This window comes from Enterobacter sp. E12 (genome assembly GCF_014596715.2).
Classification (GTDB): Bacteria; Pseudomonadota; Gammaproteobacteria; order Enterobacterales; family Enterobacteriaceae; genus Enterobacter; species Enterobacter bugandensis.
Window position 1 is genome coordinate 1,353,697 of sequence record NZ_CP115601.1, and the last position, 15,625, is coordinate 1,369,321.

Here is a 15,625-nt window from a genome sequence, read left to right on the forward strand (position 1 = left end):
AGTGATTGCTGAATAGTGAAAAAAGAGTACGTCAAACATCCTTTTATTGATGATTATGCAATGAAAATGGTTTTTTGTTAGATGGTGTTTTGTTTGTATAAGCTGAAAATGAAAAACCACGCCCTGGGACGTGGTTCAGAATCAAATAACGTCGATTTCGTCGACAGAGGGGTAAATCCAGCTTGGTCGGAAGGGCATCGTATCGATGTCATCAAGCTGCGAGACGCCAGAAAGTACCAGGATGGTTTCAAGCCCTGCCTGGAAGCCAGCCAGAATATCGGTGCGCAGGTTGTCGCCAACAATGACGGTTTCTTCTGAGTGTGCCTGCATCGTATTCAACGCGGCGCGGATGATCCACGGGCTCGGTTTGCCGACAACAAAAGGCTTACGGCCCGAGATTTTTTCAATACCGGCGCACAGCGCGCCGCAGGCCGGATAGAAACCACGGCCGTGCGTATCCGGGTTGGTGGCAATAAAACGCGCACCATTGGCGACAAAGTAGGCTGCTTTATGCATCATCTCCCAGTTAAAGGAGCGCGTTTCTCCCACGATCACAAAGTCCGGGTTCACATCGGTAATGGTAAAGCCTGCTTTATACAGCTCGTGGATCAGCGCGCCTTCACCGACCACGTAGGCTTTTTTTCCTTCCTGACGCTTCAGGAAATCCGCCGTTGCCATTGCGGAGGTATAAAACACGCTGTCCGGCACGTCGACGCCTGCGGTGGCAAAGCGATTCGCCAGATCCTGACCGGTTTGGGAAGGGTAGTTCGTGAGTAGAACCAGTGGCATTCCTTTGTCGATGATGCGGTGAAGAAACTCCGCAGCACCCGGCACGGCAACGTTGTCGTGCATCAGCACGCCGTCGATATCACAAATTACATTCTTAATGGTCATGGACATTCCGACATCAAAAAAAGAAGGCGTTACTATAAGGTCCGATCAGGATTCCAGCAAATGCTGGAGCAGGATACCGTTGAGCATGGCGCGCTTGACCAGCGCAAACGCGCCAATCGCCGAGCGATGGTCAAGCTTCGAACGAACCACCGGGAGGTTCTGTCGGAATGCTTTTAGCGCCTGGGTGTTGATACAGCCTTCGATGGCGGGCAGCAGCACCTTTTCCGCTTCAACAATCTCTCCGGCGATCACCACTTTCTGCGGGTTAAACAGGTTAATGGCGATGGCGATGGTTTTCCCCAGATGGCGACCTACCTGCTCGATCACCTCACAGGCCAGCGCGTCGCCTTTATTGGCAGCTTTGCAGATGGTGCCTATCTTGCAATCGTCCAGCGTGACGCGGCTTTGATAACCCTGCTCAAGCAGGTGGCGAACGCGCTGCTCGATGGCCGTGTTGGCGGCGATGGTTTCAAGGCAGCCGAAGTTGCCGCAGTGGCAGCGTTCGCCGAGCGGTTCAACCTGGATGTGGCCGATCTCGCCAACGTTACCGTTACGACCAATAAAAATACGGCCATTGGAGATAATGCCTGCGCCCGTACCGCGGTGTACGCGCACCAGAATAGAGTCTTCACAGTCCTGACTCGCACCAAAGTAGTGCTCAGCCAGCGCTAAAGATCGAATATCATGACCGACAAAGCAGGTCACCTTAAAGCGTTTTTCCAGCGCGTCGACCAGCGCCCAGTTCTCAACCTGAATATGCGGCATGTATCGGATCACACCGCTTTCCGGGTCGACCAGGCCAGGCAGAATGACGGAGATGGCGATCAGTTCGCGGATCTTGCGCTGACAGCTTTCAATAAAGTGCGCGATAGTATTCAGCAGCGCGTGTTCCAGCGTCTCCTGGGTGCGCTCGGGCAGTGGGTAGTGCTCTTCCGCAATGGCTTTGCTGCTCAAATCGTACAGCGTGAGCGTGGTGTCATGACGACCAAGCCGGACGCCAATGGCCTGAAAGTTGCGGGTTTCGGTAATGATGGAGATGGCGCGGCGGCCCCCGGTGGAGGCCTGCTGATCGACTTCTTTGATCAAACCGCGCTCAATGAGCTGGCGGGTAATTTTTGTCACGCTGGCGGGAGCAAGCTGGCTTTGTTCGGCTATCTGGATCCGCGAGATTGGACCATGTTGGTCAATCAGGCGATAAACCGCCGCACTGTTAAGTTGTTTAACGAGATCGACATTACCGATTTGAGCTTGTCCGCCTGGTGTCATACTTTTACTTACTCAGTGACGACCTCGTTACCATTAACGATGGTCTTAATAATTTTATAATCGTGTGTGAATGCCGTCAGGTTTGCAACCATACCTGGTGCAATTCCGCCGAGCTGTTTATCCACGCCGATGGCGCGAGCCGGATAAAGGGTGGCCATACGCAGGACTTCATCAAGCGCAATCCCACAATGCTCCACCAGATTACGCACCCCTTCAATCATGGTCAAAGAGGAGCCACTCAGCGTACCGTTTTCATCCACACACAGTCCATTGCGGTAGTATATTGTTTTACCAGCAAAAATGAACTGCTCAATATTTGCACCTGCTGGCGCGGTGGCATCGGTGACCAGGCAGAGCTTGTCACCTTTCAGCCGTTTGGCGTTGCGAATGTTGGTGTAATCAACGTGCATGCCATCAGCGATAATGCCGCAGTAGACGTCTGGTTCGTCGAGAATCGCCCCGACCAGACCCGGTTCACGGCCGGTAATATACGGCATGGCGTTGTAAAGGTGGGTCGCAAAGGTAATACCGGCACGGAAGCCTGCTTTGGCTTCTTTCAGTGTGGCGTTTGAGTGGCCTGCTGAAACCACAATCCCGGCGGCAGCCAGTTTGCTGATGACCTCAGTACCGGTCATTTCAGGCGCCAGCGTCACTTTAGCGATCACATCAGCATTGGCACACATGTAGTCGACCAGTTCAGCATCCGGCTTGCGCACGTAATCCGGGTTATGCGTGCCTTTTTTCACTATGTTCAGCCATGGCCCTTCCAGATGCAGACCCAGCGCCTGGTTCGGGTGTTTGGCCAGGTATTCGCGCATCACGCGGATACCCTGTTTCATCAGGTCATCACTGCTGGTGATGAGCGTCGGCAGATAGCTGGTGCAGCCTGATTTCTCGTTAGCTTTCTGCATGATTTCCAGCGTTTCAACCGTCACCGCCTCGGCGGTGTCATTGAACTGCACACCGCCGCAGCCGTTAAGCTGTACGTCGATGAAACCGGGGGAGATTACTGCTCCATTGAGTGAGCGCTGTTCTATCTCCGGCGGCAGTTCTGCCAGCGGGCAAACACGTTCAATCAGGCCATTGGCGATAACAATCGCATGGTCATCCAGAATTTCATGGCCGGTATAAATCCGACCGTGGGTTAAAGCGTACATATCGACCCCCGGTTAAAAAAAGCGACCGCCTCTGACAGAAGAGGCGGTTATTCAATTACAGACCTTTGATGTTCTCAGCTTCTAACTCGTTGAAGTATTTCAGCGTTTTCACCTTCAGCTCCATCGTGGACGGTTCGTCGCAGACGATGACTGATTTTGGATGCAGCTGCAGGCAGCTGATGGTCCACATGTGGTTAACGTTGCCTTCAACGGCTGCCTGGAGCGCCTGCGCTTTCACGCCGCCCAGTACCAGAATCATCACCTCTTCGGCATCCAGCAGGGTGCCTACGCCAACGGTCAGGGCGTATTTTGGAACCTGGTTCACGTCACCGTCAAAGAAGCGGGAGTTTGCCACGCGAGTGTCATGGGTCAGCGTTTTAATACGGGTACGGGAAGCCAGAGAAGAGGCTGGTTCGTTAAACGCGATATGACCATCGTTGCCCACGCCACCCATGAACAGGTGGATTTTACCGTAAGAACGGATTTTTTCTTCGTACTGACGGCATTCTGCGTCAATATCAGGCGCATTTCCATTCAGCAGGTTAATATTTTCAGCTGGGATATCAACGTGATCAAAGAAATTGCGGTGCATGAAGCTATGGTAGCTTTCAGGATGCTCCTTTGGCAGGCCGACATATTCGTCCATGTTGAAGGTCACAACGTGTTTAAAGCTAACCTGGCCCGCTTTATGCATTTCAACCAGCGCTTTGTACGCGGTCAGTGGGGTACCACCGGTTGGAAGGCCAAGAACGAAAGGACGATCGGCAGTAGGCTTGAAGGCATTAATACGGTTAACGATATGGCGAGCGGCCCATTTACCGACTTGTTCAGCAGTTGCCAGGGGAATCAGTCTCATTGTTCACCTCAAAGTTTAAGTAGAAGAGTGGGCGGATGGGTATCGGAACCTGATGCTTAAGCGTAACCTGGAACCTTTCAGGCCGGATCAATCCGTCTTGATTTTTTGAATGATAAAATAAGTTTTGGCTGTTAGCCAGTGAAAGGGAGGAGGGAATACGATATTTGGTGACAATAATCACAAAAAATAGGTGTTTAATTTGCGATACGAATTAATTTTTCACACACTCAGACTGCCAGTGAATCATCAACTGTATCTATCGTTCGTGACACAATAAAAACATAGTTTATGCGCGAGTCTTAATAATGGGTCTCGTAGGGGGAATAGGATGAATATTTTAGGTTTTTTCCAGCGCCTCGGTAGGGCTTTGCAGCTCCCTATCGCCGTGCTACCGGTTGCAGCGTTGCTGCTGCGATTCGGGCAACCCGATCTTCTTAACGTGCCGTTTATTGCCCAGGCAGGCGGCGCCATTTTTGACAACCTTGCGCTGATCTTCGCCATCGGCGTGGCGTCAAGCTGGTCAAAAGACAGCGCCGGTGCTGCGGCACTGGCAGGGGCGGTAGGTTACTTCATCCTCACGAAAGCGATGGTAACCATCAACCCGGAAATCAACATGGGTGTACTGGCGGGTATCATTACCGGTCTGGTCGGTGGTGCCGTGTACAACCGCTGGGCGGGTATCAAACTGCCTGACTTCCTGAGCTTCTTCGGCGGTAAACGTTTTGTGCCAATTGCGACGGGCTTTTTCTGTCTGATCCTGGCAGCTATCTTTGGCTACGTCTGGCCGCCGGTGCAGCATGCTATTCATGCGGGCGGCGAGTGGATTGTTTCAGCAGGTGCTGTGGGCTCAGGTATCTTTGGCTTTATCAACCGTCTGCTGATCCCAACCGGTCTGCATCAGGTGCTGAACACCATCGCCTGGTTCCAGATTGGTGAGTTCACCAATGCTGCGGGCACCGTATTCCACGGCGACATCAACCGCTTCTACGCGGGCGACGGCACCGCGGGTATGTTCATGTCTGGCTTCTTCCCAATCATGATGTTTGGTCTGCCGGGCGCTGCACTGGCAATGTACCTGGCTGCGCCAAAAGCGCGTCGCCCAATGGTTGGCGGCATGCTGCTGTCCGTTGCGATTACCGCGTTCCTGACCGGTGTAACCGAGCCGCTGGAATTCCTGTTCATGTTCCTGGCGCCAGTGCTGTACCTCATGCATGCGGTGCTTACCGGTATCAGCCTGTTTGTGGCGACCCTGCTGGGCATCCATGCTGGCTTCTCCTTCTCTGCAGGCGCGATCGACTACGTGTTGATGTACAACCTGCCGGCGGCAAGCAAGAACGTCTGGATGCTGGTGGTAATGGGTCTGGTCTTCTTCGTCATCTACTTCGTGCTGTTCACTGCGGTTATTCGTATGTTTAACCTCAAAACACCAGGCCGCGAAGATACCAAAGACGAAGTGGTCACCAACGAAGCCAACAGCAATACCGAAGAGGGTCTGACTCAGCTGGCGACCAGCTATATCGCTGCCGTCGGTGGGACTGACAACCTGAAAGCGATTGATGCCTGTATCACCCGTCTGCGTCTGACGGTGGGTGACTCGGGGCGCGTAAGCGACGCAATGTGTAAACGCCTTGGTGCATCGGGCGTGGTTAAACTGAACAAACAAACTATCCAGGTTATCGTAGGCGCCAAAGCGGAATCCATTGGCGACGAAATGAAGAAAGTGGTTGCCCGTGGCCCGGTCGCGGCGGCATCAGCCGACAGCGCACCTGCGTCGACGGCTGCGCCGGTTGCGAAGCCGCAGGCCGTGCCGAACGCCGTGACGGTGGCCGCGCTGGTCTCTCCGGTAACGGGTGACGTGGTTGACCTTGAGCAGGTGCCTGATGAAGCCTTCGCCAGCAAAGCGGTTGGTGACGGTGTGGCGGTGAAACCAACGGATAAAACCGTTGTGTCTCCGGCGGCAGGCACCATCGTGAAAATCTTCAACACCAACCACGCGTTCTGCCTCGAAACCGAAAAAGGCGCGGAGATCGTTGTCCATATGGGGATCGATACCGTAGCGCTGAACGGTCAGGGCTTTACTCGCCTGGTGGAAGAGGGGGCTGAAGTGGTGGCAGGTCAGCCGATTCTGGAAATGGATCTGGACTTCCTGAACGCCAACGCGCGCTCGATGATTAGTCCGGTCGTGTGCAGCAACATCGACGACTTTAGCGGTCTGGTACTCCAGGCGAAAGGTCAGGTGGTTGCGGGTCAGACACCGCTGTATGAGATTAAAGGCAAGTAATCGCTCCTGAGTAGAGTCATGCCTTAAGCGGCGGGGGATATCCTCCGCCGCTTTTTTTTGCAGCAAACGCCCCCATTATTTTCATCTGATACGTATTTTCCGTAACTAAGGGTTGTCACTACGTCCGGCTTATAAGATCATACGCCGTTATACGTTGTTTACGCTTTGAGGAATCCACGATGAGTGAGGCAGAAGCCCGCCCGAGTAACTTTATTCGTCAGATCATCGATGAAGATCTGGCCAGTGGTAAGCACACCACGGTACATACGCGTTTCCCGCCGGAGCCGAACGGCTACCTGCACATTGGTCACGCGAAATCGATCTGCCTGAACTTTGGCATTGCGCAAGACTACCAGGGGCAGTGCAACCTGCGTTTCGATGACACCAACCCAGTAAAAGAAGACATCGAATACGTTGAGTCCATTAAAAACGACGTGCAATGGCTGGGCTTCAACTGGTCTGGCGATATCTGCTACTCCTCTGACTATTTTGATCAGCTGTATGCCTACGCGGTGGAGCTGATCAACAAAGGTCTGGCATACGTTGACGAGCTGTCTGCGGACGAAATCCGCGAGTATCGCGGTACGCTGACTGCACCAGGCAAAAACAGCCCGTTCCGCGATCGCAGCGTGGAAGAGAACCTGGCGCTGTTTGAAAAAATGCGTGCCGGTGGCTTCGAAGAAGGTAAAGCTTGCCTGCGTGCCAAAATCGATATGGCGTCGCCGTTTATCGTGATGCGCGATCCGGTGCTGTACCGCATTAAGTTCGCAGAACACCACCAGACCGGCAACAAGTGGTGCATCTACCCGATGTACGACTTTACCCATTGCATCAGCGATGCGCTGGAAGGCATTACCCACTCGCTGTGTACGCTGGAGTTCCAGGATAACCGTCGTCTGTACGACTGGGTGCTGGATAACATCACTATTCCTGTGCATCCGCGTCAGTACGAGTTCTCTCGTCTGAATCTGGAATACACCGTGATGTCCAAGCGTAAGCTGAACCTGCTGGTGACCGACAAGCACGTTGAAGGCTGGGACGACCCGCGCATGCCGACCATCTCCGGCCTGCGTCGTCGTGGTTACACTGCCGCTTCTATTCGTGAGTTCTGCAAACGTATCGGCGTGACCAAGCAGGACAACACCATCGAAATGGCGTCTCTGGAATCCTGCATTCGTGAAGATCTTAACGAAAACGCCCCGCGCGCGATGGCTGTTATCGATCCGGTGAAACTGGTTATTGAAAATTACCCGCAGGGTGGAAGCGAGCTGGTCTCTATGCCTAACCATCCGAATAAACCGGAAATGGGAAGCCGCGACGTGCCGTTCAGCGGTGAGATCTGGATCGACCGTGCTGACTTCCGTGAAGAAGCCAATAAGCAGTACAAGCGTCTGGTGTTGGGTAAAGAAGTTCGTCTGCGTAACGCCTACGTCATCAAAGCCGAGCGCGTAGAGAAAGATGCTGAAGGTAACATTACCACCATCTTCTGTTCGTACGATGCTGAGACGCTGAGCAAAGATCCGGCAGACGGCCGCAAGGTGAAAGGCGTGATCCACTGGGTGAGCGCTTCCCACGCGCTGCCGGTAGAAATTCGTCTGTACGATCGTCTGTTTAGCGTGCCTAACCCGGGTGCGGCTGAAGACTTCCTGGCGACCATCAACCCGGAATCTCTGGTGATCAAGCAAGGTTATGCGGAGCCATCGCTGAAAGCCGCTGAAGCGGGCAAAGCGTTCCAATTCGAGCGTGAAGGTTACTTCTGCCTGGACAGCCGTTATAGCACGGCAGAAAAACCGGTATTTAACCGTACCGTAGGTCTGCGTGATACCTGGACCAAGATCGGCGAATAATAACGCTGCACTGGTCAATGAGAAACAAACGCCGCTTATAGCGGCGTTTTTTTATTTAATGATCATATCGTTAAAGTAGGCCCGTAATTAGGCCAGCTAAAATTTTTGGTCAATGCGGTGCTACTTATTTTTCTAAAAAAAGTTTGTCTGTTTCAGATAAAAGAGAATTAAGACAAATACGGGTTTTATTACGATCTAATACGCCGAAATTACCTGCTCTACTCCCGCCACACCTCGCATTCGGCCAAATGTTACAAAGCACTACCAATTATGTGCACTTCGTCATAATCCTGACTTTTGCCCACTGAAAAGCATTGATAATTCGCGTCGCGAAAAATAACCTAAAGACGGTAGTTAATTCGAGGGTATTTATAACTACCCCTGGCCTTTTGGTCTTTTATATTTTCGCCGTTTAAGGCGTTTTAATTCGTCAAAGAGGAATAATCTATGCGTACGTTCAGTGGCAAACGTAGTGCGCTGGCGCTGGCTATTGCCGGTGTGACAGCAATGTCGGGCCTGGTGGTGACACCAGAGGCAAAAGCAGCAGGTTTCATCGAAGATTCTACCCTCACTGGCGGTATTTATTACTGGCAGCGTGAACGTGACCGTAAAGATGTCACAGAAGATAAATACAAAACCAACCTCTCTCACTCCACCTGGAACGCCAACCTGGACTTCCAGTCAGGCTACGCCGCCGATATGTTCGGTCTGGATATTGCCGCGTTTACGGCGATTGAAATGGCTGAAAATGGCGACAGCGGCCACCCGAACGAAATTGCCTTCTCCTCCAGCAATAAAGCCTATGACGAAGACTGGTCAGGGGATAAAAGCGGTATCAGCCTTTATAAGGCCGCAGCGAAATTCAAATACGGCCCGGTATGGGCGCGTGGGGGCTATATTCAGCCAACCGGCCAGACGCTGTTAGCGCCGCACTGGAGCTTTATGCCTGGTACCTATCAGGGGGCAGAAGCCGGGGCTAATTTTGACTACGGTGATGCAGGTGCGTTGAGCTTCTCCTATATGTGGACCAACGAGTACAAAGCGCCGTGGCACATTGAGATGGACAAGTTCTACCAGAACGATAAGAAAACCAAAGTCGATTACCTCCACTCGCTGGGCGCGAAGTACGATTTTAAAAACGATCTGGTTCTGGAAGCTACATTTGGTCAGGCGGAAGGCTATATCGATCAGTATTTTGCTAAAGCCAGCTACAAATTTGATATCGCCGGTAGTCCGCTGAGCACCAGCTACCAGTTCTACGGTACGCGCGATAAGGTCAGCGATGGCAGCGTAAATGACATTTATAACGGTACCGCGTGGCTGCAGGCGTTAACCTTCGGCTACAAGGTTGGCCAGGTTGATTTGCGCCTGGAAGGGACATGGGTGAAGGCGGAAGGGCAGCAGGGCTACTTCCTGCAGCGTATGACGCCGACCTATGCCTCATCCAACGGTCGTCTGGATATCTGGTGGGATAACCGCTCAGACTTCAACGCCGACGGCGAGAAAGCGGTCTTCTTCGGCGCCATGTATGACCTGAAAAACTGGAACCTGCCGGGCTGGGCGGTGGGCGCTTCTTACGCTTACGCCTGGGATGCAAAACCAGCAGACATGGCGACGCCGGATGCGTACTACGATCCAAACTATCGCCTGAAAGAGTCCTCCTACAGCCTGGATGCTATCTACACCCTGCAGGATGGCCGCGCGAAAGGCACGATGTTTAAGCTGCACTTCACGCAGTATGACAATCACTCCGATATCCCAAGCTATGCGGGCGGTTACGGCAACATCTTCCAGGATGAACGTGACGTCAAATTCATGGTTATCGCCCCATTCACCATCTTCTGATGAGCACACCGGCGGGCTGAGTCCCGCCAGTCTGGAGACTGCATATGATGAAAAAAATCGTAATCGTCGCGCTGATGGCATCAGGGCTGGTGGCGTGTGTTCAGACTCAGGCACCGAAAGAGGACGCCCGTCTGAAGGAGGCGTATAGCGCCTGCATTAATACTGCGGAAGGATCGCCGGAGAAAATTGAAGCCTGTCAGAGCGTGCTGAACGTGCTGAAGAAAGAGAAAGCGCACGAGCAGTTCGCGACGCAGGAGAACGTCCGCGTGATGGATTACCAGGCCTGTATCCAGGCGCGTAAAACCGGTAACGATCAGGAAGTGGCGAAGCGTTGCGATAAGATCTGGAACGAGATACGCAATAACAATAAGTAAGTTGCTTTACGCCCGGTAGCACAGCGCCACCGGGCTTTTTTCTGGCAAAAAAAAGCCAACCTTACGGCTGGCTCAGAGTATAAACGCTAACTTATTTTGTGTCGTGAGCGTGTTCATTCTCGCGGCAATCCCCTTCAGCGCAGTGACCGTAAAGGTACAGGCTGTGGTTGGTCAGGCGAATGCCATGACGAGCTGCGATTTCACGCTGACGCGCTTCGATGGAATCATCGCTAAATTCAATGACCTTGCCGCAATCGAGGCAGATCAGGTGATCGTGGTGATGCTGCTGGGTCAGTTCGAATACAGATTTACCGCCTTCGAAATTATGACGGGTAACAATGCCCGCGTCATCAAACTGGTTCAGCACGCGATATACGGTGGCCAGCCCAATCTCTTCACCCATGTCGATAAGACGTTTATAAAGGTCTTCCGCACTGACATGGTGATTGTCTGGACCCTGAAGCACTTCCAGGATTTTTAACCGAGGAAGCGTTACTTTCAGGCCAGCCTTCTTTAATGCGGTATTGTTGTCAGTCATGCGGAATCTGTCCTGTTGCTAAACGATTCACTTCTCTGGGAAGTGACAGAAAATGCACCTGGGATAATGCGTCTCATTATAGAACTGCCATGCCTAAATGAAAACTGCAAGTCTCAGGCAAAGTATGCTTATAAAAACGTGGTATCACCTACAAACTTGCTCAATGGAAACCACATTTTGCCAGGGAGACATTGTACAGGTCTGGGCGAAAAAGTTAAAAGTTTGTAGCAATTAATTTAATCGGTTTTACCTGGAAAAGGGGCGCAACCCGCGTTGCGCCGTAAAAAATCAGGCGTTGAGAATATCGTCCAGATGCAGTTCTTCGCGGATCTGCTTAACCCACTTCTCTACACGCTCTGCGGTCAGTTCTGGCTGACGGTCTTCGTCAATGGCAAGTCCGACAAAATGATCGTCATCGGCCAGGCCTTTAGAGGCTTCGAAGTGGTAACCGGCAGTCGGCCAGTGGCCCACAATAACCGCGCCATTAGGCTCAATGATGTCGCGAATCGTCCCCAGCGCATCACAGAAGTACTCGGCGTAATCTTCCTGATCGCCACAACCGAACAGGGCAACCAGCTTGCCGTTGAAGTCCACCTCTTCCAGCGTCGGGAAGAAATCGTCCCAGTCGCACTGGGCTTCACCATAGTACCAGGTTGGAATACCCAGCAGCAGAATGTCATAGCCCTCGAGATCTTCTTTGCTGCTCTTGGCGATGTCATGCACATCAGCAACGTCTTTACCGAGCTGTTTCTGAATGTTTTTTGCGATATTTTCGGTATTGCCGGTATCACTGCCGAAGAAAATGCCGATGATTGCCATGAGTAAAATAACCTCTTGAAACTTAATGGTATGGTGGCGCAATTCGGCCACGGATAAGGGCAATAATAGCAGAACTGGCAACCCTGCGGAAACCGCTATCGCGCAGGACTGCACTCTGTGCTACATGAAAAGGGCGATAAAGGGGTTTTTCAGACTTATGCCTGGCTGCGCAGCGTCTCAAGTTGGGCGATGAGCATCTCTTCAATAAGCTCGCTGCGGCTGATATTACGCGCCTCTGCCAGCTCGTTAAGCGCATCGACCGCGTCGGCGTTGAGCTTCAGTTCGACACGCTTAAGCCCACGATTTTTATCGCGTTTAAGCTGATTGCGTTTATTGATACGCAGCTGTTCATCGCGCGAAAGCGGATTCGTTTTCGGTCGTCCCGGTCGACGCTCATTCGCGAACAGATCTAGTGTCGTACGGTCCGTTTGTTCTTTGGCCATGATTATGAGACTTCGGGGGAAACACGCCGCCCTGCTAAAGCCCGGGCGATAAGCGCGCCATCATACATCACCAAAAACGGCACGCCAACGACTGGAAGCCCGTCATCTTCCAGTCGCTCTCTTTTTAATCAATTTGCAGTATCAGCGAGATAGCGGCGAATGGCGCGCAGTACAGCATCCGGTTTTTCCGCATGCACCCAGTGTCCGGCACCGGCAATGACGTGGGCGCGCGCCTGCGGGAATTGTGCCAGCAGCGTGTCCCGGTACGCGTCGGTAATATAAGGAGAGTTACCGCCGCGAATAAAGAGGGCAGGGTGCGGCCAGGCGGGAACGGTTTCCCAGCCCACGATGTGGTTGTACTGGTCCCACAGCACCGGCACGTTAAAACGCCACTGCCCGTCAACAAACGACTTCAAAAGGAACTGCACCACGCCTTCTTCATCAAGATGCTCACGCATAACCGCTGCCGCCTGATGACGAGTGGAAACGCCAGCTTCGGTTACGGCATTGATCGCCGCGAAAATCTCATCGTGACGGCGAACGTCGTAATCCACAGGCGCAACGTCAATCACGACAAGCCCGGAAATTCGCTCTGGCGCCAGCGCGGTGAGCGCCATAACCGCTTTACCGCCCATTGAATGCCCGATGAGGGTCACCTTCTGCAGGTTGTGCGCGTCCAGCGTATCCAGCAGATCCTGCGCCATTGCCGCATAAGTCATTTCGTCTGAGCGGCCGGAAAGCCCGTGGTTGCGCATATCGACCTGCAAAATATCGTGATCGGTAACCAAATCGCGGGCCAGCACGCCCAGGTTATCCAGGCTGCCAAAAAGTCCATGAACCAGCACGATGGGGGAATTATTGTTCGGCGATTGTGCAGTTTGCGCTCGGGTATTCAATTTCATGGCAAAGTTCTTTTTTTACGTATGTCAGGTTAGGGTATCATGTTGACCATTCTGCCGCCCGGCTGCAAGGTTCCAGTTTAATCTGACTTTTGCCGCCAACCTGGTTTGACGCTATCCGCTGTTGGGATTTGACCTTATAATCCCAATGACTTGTATTCAGATAAGATATCGCACTGGATTAAGATGAAAACAATCGAAGTTGATGACGAACTCTATCAGTATATTGCCAGCCAGACGCGGCATATCGGGGAGAGCGCGTCCGACATTTTACGGCGCATGCTTAAAATTTCCGCCGCTTCACAGCCTGCCACCCCAGTTACCAAAGATGTCGTGTCTCAGCCGAGCGTTGCTGTACAAGCAAAACCTGCCGTGACGCCGGTAAAAGATAAAGTGCGCGCGATGCGCGAACTGCTGCTCTCCGACGAATATGCGGAGCAGAAAAAGGCGGTTAACCGTTTTATGCTGGTGCTGTCTACACTTTACTCCCTGGATAACAAAGCGTTTGCTGAAGCGACCGAGTCGCTGCACGGCCGTACCCGCGTCTATTTCGCGGGCGACGAGCAGACGCTGCTGCAAAATGGCAATCAAACCAAACCTAAACATGTCCCTGGCACTCCGTACTGGGTGATCACCAATACCAATACGGGCCGCAAGTGCAGCATGATTGAACACATCATGCAGTCCATGCAGTTCCCGGCGGAATTGATTGAAAAGGTTTGCGGTACAATTTAACCCTTGCATCATAAGGACCCGGTAATGGCAAATCACAGCCGTGCAGGCCAACCTGCACAACAAAGCGATTTGATTAACGTCGCTCAGCTGACCGCGCAGTATTACGTGCTGAAACCGGTCGTGGGCAACGCAGAACACGCAGTGAAGTTTGGTACATCTGGTCACCGCGGCAGCGCGGCGCGCCACAGCTTTAACGAACCGCACATTCTGGCCATTGCTCAGGCCATTGCGGAAGAGCGCGCTAAAAACGGCGTTACCGGTCCGTGCTACGTGGGCAAAGATACCCATGCGCTGTCTGAACCGGCGTTTATTTCCGTGCTGGAAGTGCTGGCGGCGAACGGTGTGGACGTGATTGTTCAGGAGAACAATGGGTTTACTCCAACACCGGCGGTATCAAACGCGATCCTTGTGCACAACAAAAAAGGTGGCGCGCAGGCTGACGGTATCGTCATCACGCCATCCCACAACCCGCCGGAAGACGGTGGTATAAAATACAACCCGCCTAACGGCGGCCCGGCTGACACTAACGTCACCAAAGTGGTGGAAGATCGTGCAAACGCGCTGCTGGCCGACGGTCTGAAAGGCGTTAAACGTATTTCTCTTGATGAGGCGATGGCCTCCGGCCACGTGAAAGAGCAGGATCTGGTTCAGCCGTTTGTGGAAGGGCTGGCGGATATCGTCGATATGGCGGCGATTCAGAAAGCTGGCCTGAAGCTGGGCGTGGATCCGCTGGGCGGCTCCGGTATTGAGTACTGGAAGCGCATCGCCGAGCACTACAAGCTGGATCTGACCATCGTGAACGATCACGTCGATCAGACCTTCCGCTTTATGCACCTGGACAAAGACGGCGCGATCCGTATGGACTGCTCCTCCGAATGCGCGATGGCGGGCCTGCTGGCGCTGCGCGATAAATTCGACCTGGCGTTTGCTAACGACCCGGACTATGACCGTCACGGCATCGTCACCCCTGCCGGGCTGATGAACCCGAACCACTATCTGGCTGTTGCGATCAATTACCTGTTCCAGCACCGTCCGCAGTGGGGCAAAGAGGTGGCTGTCGGTAAAACGCTGGTCTCTTCTGCGATGATCGACCGCGTGGTGGACGCGCTGGGCCGTAAGCTGGTGGAAGTGCCGGTAGGCTTCAAGTGGTTCGTTGACGGTCTGCACGACGGCAGCTTTGGCTTCGGCGGCGAAGAGAGCGCAGGCGCGTCCTTCCTGCGTTTCGACGGCACCCCGTGGTCAACCGATAAAGACGGCATCATCATGTGCCTGCTGGCGGCGGAGATTACCGCGGTTACCGGCAAGAATCCGCAGGAACACTACAACGAGCTGGCTGCACGCTTTGGTGCGCCAAGCTATAACCGTATTCAGGCTGGCGCGACCTCTGCCCAGAAAGCGGCTCTGTCCAAACTCTCTCCGGAGATGGTCAGCGCAAGCACCCTGGCAGGCGATCCGATCACCGCGCGTCTGACGGCGGCACCGGGTAACGGTGCGTCTATCGGCGGCCTGAAAGTGATGACCGAAAATGGCTGGTTCGCCGCGCGTCCGTCCGGTACGGAAGATGCGTACAAGATCTATTGCGAAAGCTTCCTCGGCGCTGAGCATCGCCAGCAGATTGAGAAAGAAGCGGTAGAGATTGTCAGCGAAGTGCTGAAAAACGCATAAGTCGTG

Annotated in this window: 14 protein-coding genes; 6 read left to right on the forward strand and 8 right to left on the reverse strand. The window is 53.2% G+C overall.

The annotated features are described in order from the left end of the window. Positions 1-141: 141 nt before the first annotated feature. The 4 genes from nagD to nagB are packed head-to-tail and all read right to left on the reverse strand — an operon-like array spanning position 142 to position 4,173. On the reverse strand, positions 142-894 hold the full coding sequence (gene nagD / locus IB212_RS06445) for a ribonucleotide monophosphatase NagD (RefSeq protein WP_028012353.1): 753 nt from the start codon (positions 892-894) through the stop codon (positions 142-144). A gap of 45 nt (positions 895-939) precedes the next feature. After that, entirely contained in the window at positions 940-2,160 is a 1,221-nt protein-coding gene (locus IB212_RS06450; protein ID WP_028012354.1) for an N-acetylglucosamine repressor, read from the reverse strand. Between the two features lie 8 nt (positions 2,161-2,168). Then, positions 2,169-3,317: an N-acetylglucosamine-6-phosphate deacetylase gene (gene nagA / locus IB212_RS06455; RefSeq protein WP_028012355.1), complete on the reverse strand. Its 1,149-nt coding sequence runs from the start codon at positions 3,315-3,317 to the stop codon at positions 2,169-2,171. Between the two features lie 55 nt (positions 3,318-3,372). Further along, a complete protein-coding gene (gene nagB, locus IB212_RS06460) occupies positions 3,373-4,173 on the reverse strand; it encodes a glucosamine-6-phosphate deaminase (RefSeq protein ID WP_028012356.1) in 801 nt (266 codons plus the stop codon). Positions 4,174-4,501: 328 nt separating this feature from the next. Here nagB and nagE point away from each other — a divergent pair, with 328 nt between their 5' ends. The 4 genes from nagE (at position 4,502) to chiQ (ending at position 10,520) form a co-directional block, all read left to right on the forward strand. Beyond that, a complete protein-coding gene (gene nagE / locus IB212_RS06465; protein ID WP_041910780.1) occupies positions 4,502-6,454 on the forward strand; it encodes a PTS N-acetyl glucosamine transporter subunit IIABC in 1,953 nt (650 codons plus the stop codon). Positions 6,455-6,633: 179 nt separating this feature from the next. Beyond that, positions 6,634-8,301, forward strand: a complete 1,668-nt coding sequence (gene glnS, locus IB212_RS06470) for a glutamine--tRNA ligase (RefSeq protein WP_041910779.1) — start codon at positions 6,634-6,636, stop codon at positions 8,299-8,301. 447 nt (positions 8,302-8,748) lie between these two features. Further along, a complete protein-coding gene (gene chiP / locus IB212_RS06475; protein WP_041910778.1) occupies positions 8,749-10,146 on the forward strand; it encodes a chitoporin ChiP in 1,398 nt (465 codons plus the stop codon). A 47-nt stretch (positions 10,147-10,193) separates the two neighbouring features. After that, positions 10,194-10,520 (forward strand): ChiQ/YbfN family lipoprotein, encoded by a 327-nt coding sequence (gene chiQ, locus IB212_RS06480; RefSeq protein ID WP_041912040.1) that lies wholly within the window; start codon positions 10,194-10,196, stop codon positions 10,518-10,520. Positions 10,521-10,611: 91 nt separating this feature from the next. Here chiQ and fur read toward each other — a convergent pair whose 3' ends face one another. From fur to ybfF, 4 genes are all read right to left on the reverse strand, one after another. Beyond that, positions 10,612-11,058 carry a ferric iron uptake transcriptional regulator gene (gene fur / locus IB212_RS06485; protein ID WP_028012361.1) on the reverse strand — a complete coding sequence of 149 codons (447 nt, stop codon included), beginning with the start codon at positions 11,056-11,058 and terminating at the stop codon, positions 10,612-10,614. A 288-nt stretch (positions 11,059-11,346) separates the two neighbouring features. Beyond that, on the reverse strand, positions 11,347-11,877 hold the full coding sequence (gene fldA, locus IB212_RS06490) for a flavodoxin FldA (protein WP_008501067.1): 531 nt from the start codon (positions 11,875-11,877) through the stop codon (positions 11,347-11,349). Positions 11,878-12,032: 155 nt separating this feature from the next. Further along, on the reverse strand, positions 12,033-12,320 hold the full coding sequence (gene ybfE / locus IB212_RS06495; protein ID WP_014883017.1) for a LexA regulated protein: 288 nt from the start codon (positions 12,318-12,320) through the stop codon (positions 12,033-12,035). Positions 12,321-12,448: 128 nt separating this feature from the next. Then, positions 12,449-13,222, reverse strand: a complete 774-nt coding sequence (gene ybfF / locus IB212_RS06500; RefSeq protein WP_041910776.1) for an esterase — start codon at positions 13,220-13,222, stop codon at positions 12,449-12,451. Positions 13,223-13,405: 183 nt separating this feature from the next. Between ybfF and seqA the strand changes: the two genes are divergently transcribed. Further along, entirely contained in the window at positions 13,406-13,954 is a 549-nt protein-coding gene (gene seqA, locus IB212_RS06505; protein ID WP_041910775.1) for a replication initiation negative regulator SeqA, read from the forward strand. Between the two features lie 24 nt (positions 13,955-13,978). Continuing rightward, positions 13,979-15,619, forward strand: coding sequence for a phosphoglucomutase (alpha-D-glucose-1,6-bisphosphate-dependent) (pgm, locus tag IB212_RS06510; RefSeq protein WP_028012364.1), 1,641 nt, complete (start codon positions 13,979-13,981; stop codon positions 15,617-15,619). Positions 15,620-15,625: the final 6 nt, after the last annotated feature.

What these genes read in the sequence shown, in the direction of transcription:
- nagD (WP_028012353.1), bottom strand. Translation starts at nt 894, where the DNA reads ATGACCATTAAGAATGTAATTTGTGATATCGACGGCGTGCTGATGCAC.
- IB212_RS06450 (WP_028012354.1), bottom strand. Translation starts at nt 2,160, where the DNA reads ATGACACCAGGCGGACAAGCTCAAATCGGTAATGTCGATCTCGTTAAA.
- nagA (WP_028012355.1), bottom strand. Translation starts at nt 3,317, where the DNA reads ATGTACGCTTTAACCCACGGTCGGATTTATACCGGCCATGAAATTCTG.
- nagB (WP_028012356.1), bottom strand. Translation starts at nt 4,173, where the DNA reads ATGAGACTGATTCCCCTGGCAACTGCTGAACAAGTCGGTAAATGGGCC.
- nagE (WP_041910780.1), top strand. Translation starts at nt 4,502, where the DNA reads ATGAATATTTTAGGTTTTTTCCAGCGCCTCGGTAGGGCTTTGCAGCTC.
- glnS (WP_041910779.1), top strand. Translation starts at nt 6,634, where the DNA reads ATGAGTGAGGCAGAAGCCCGCCCGAGTAACTTTATTCGTCAGATCATC.
- chiP (WP_041910778.1), top strand. Translation starts at nt 8,749, where the DNA reads ATGCGTACGTTCAGTGGCAAACGTAGTGCGCTGGCGCTGGCTATTGCC.
- chiQ (WP_041912040.1), top strand. Translation starts at nt 10,194, where the DNA reads ATGAAAAAAATCGTAATCGTCGCGCTGATGGCATCAGGGCTGGTGGCG.
- fur (WP_028012361.1), bottom strand. Translation starts at nt 11,058, where the DNA reads ATGACTGACAACAATACCGCATTAAAGAAGGCTGGCCTGAAAGTAACG.
- fldA (WP_008501067.1), bottom strand. Translation starts at nt 11,877, where the DNA reads ATGGCAATCATCGGCATTTTCTTCGGCAGTGATACCGGCAATACCGAA.
- ybfE (WP_014883017.1), bottom strand. Translation starts at nt 12,320, where the DNA reads ATGGCCAAAGAACAAACGGACCGTACGACACTAGATCTGTTCGCGAAT.
- ybfF (WP_041910776.1), bottom strand. Translation starts at nt 13,222, where the DNA reads ATGAAATTGAATACCCGAGCGCAAACTGCACAATCGCCGAACAATAAT.
- seqA (WP_041910775.1), top strand. Translation starts at nt 13,406, where the DNA reads ATGAAAACAATCGAAGTTGATGACGAACTCTATCAGTATATTGCCAGC.
- pgm (WP_028012364.1), top strand. Translation starts at nt 13,979, where the DNA reads ATGGCAAATCACAGCCGTGCAGGCCAACCTGCACAACAAAGCGATTTG.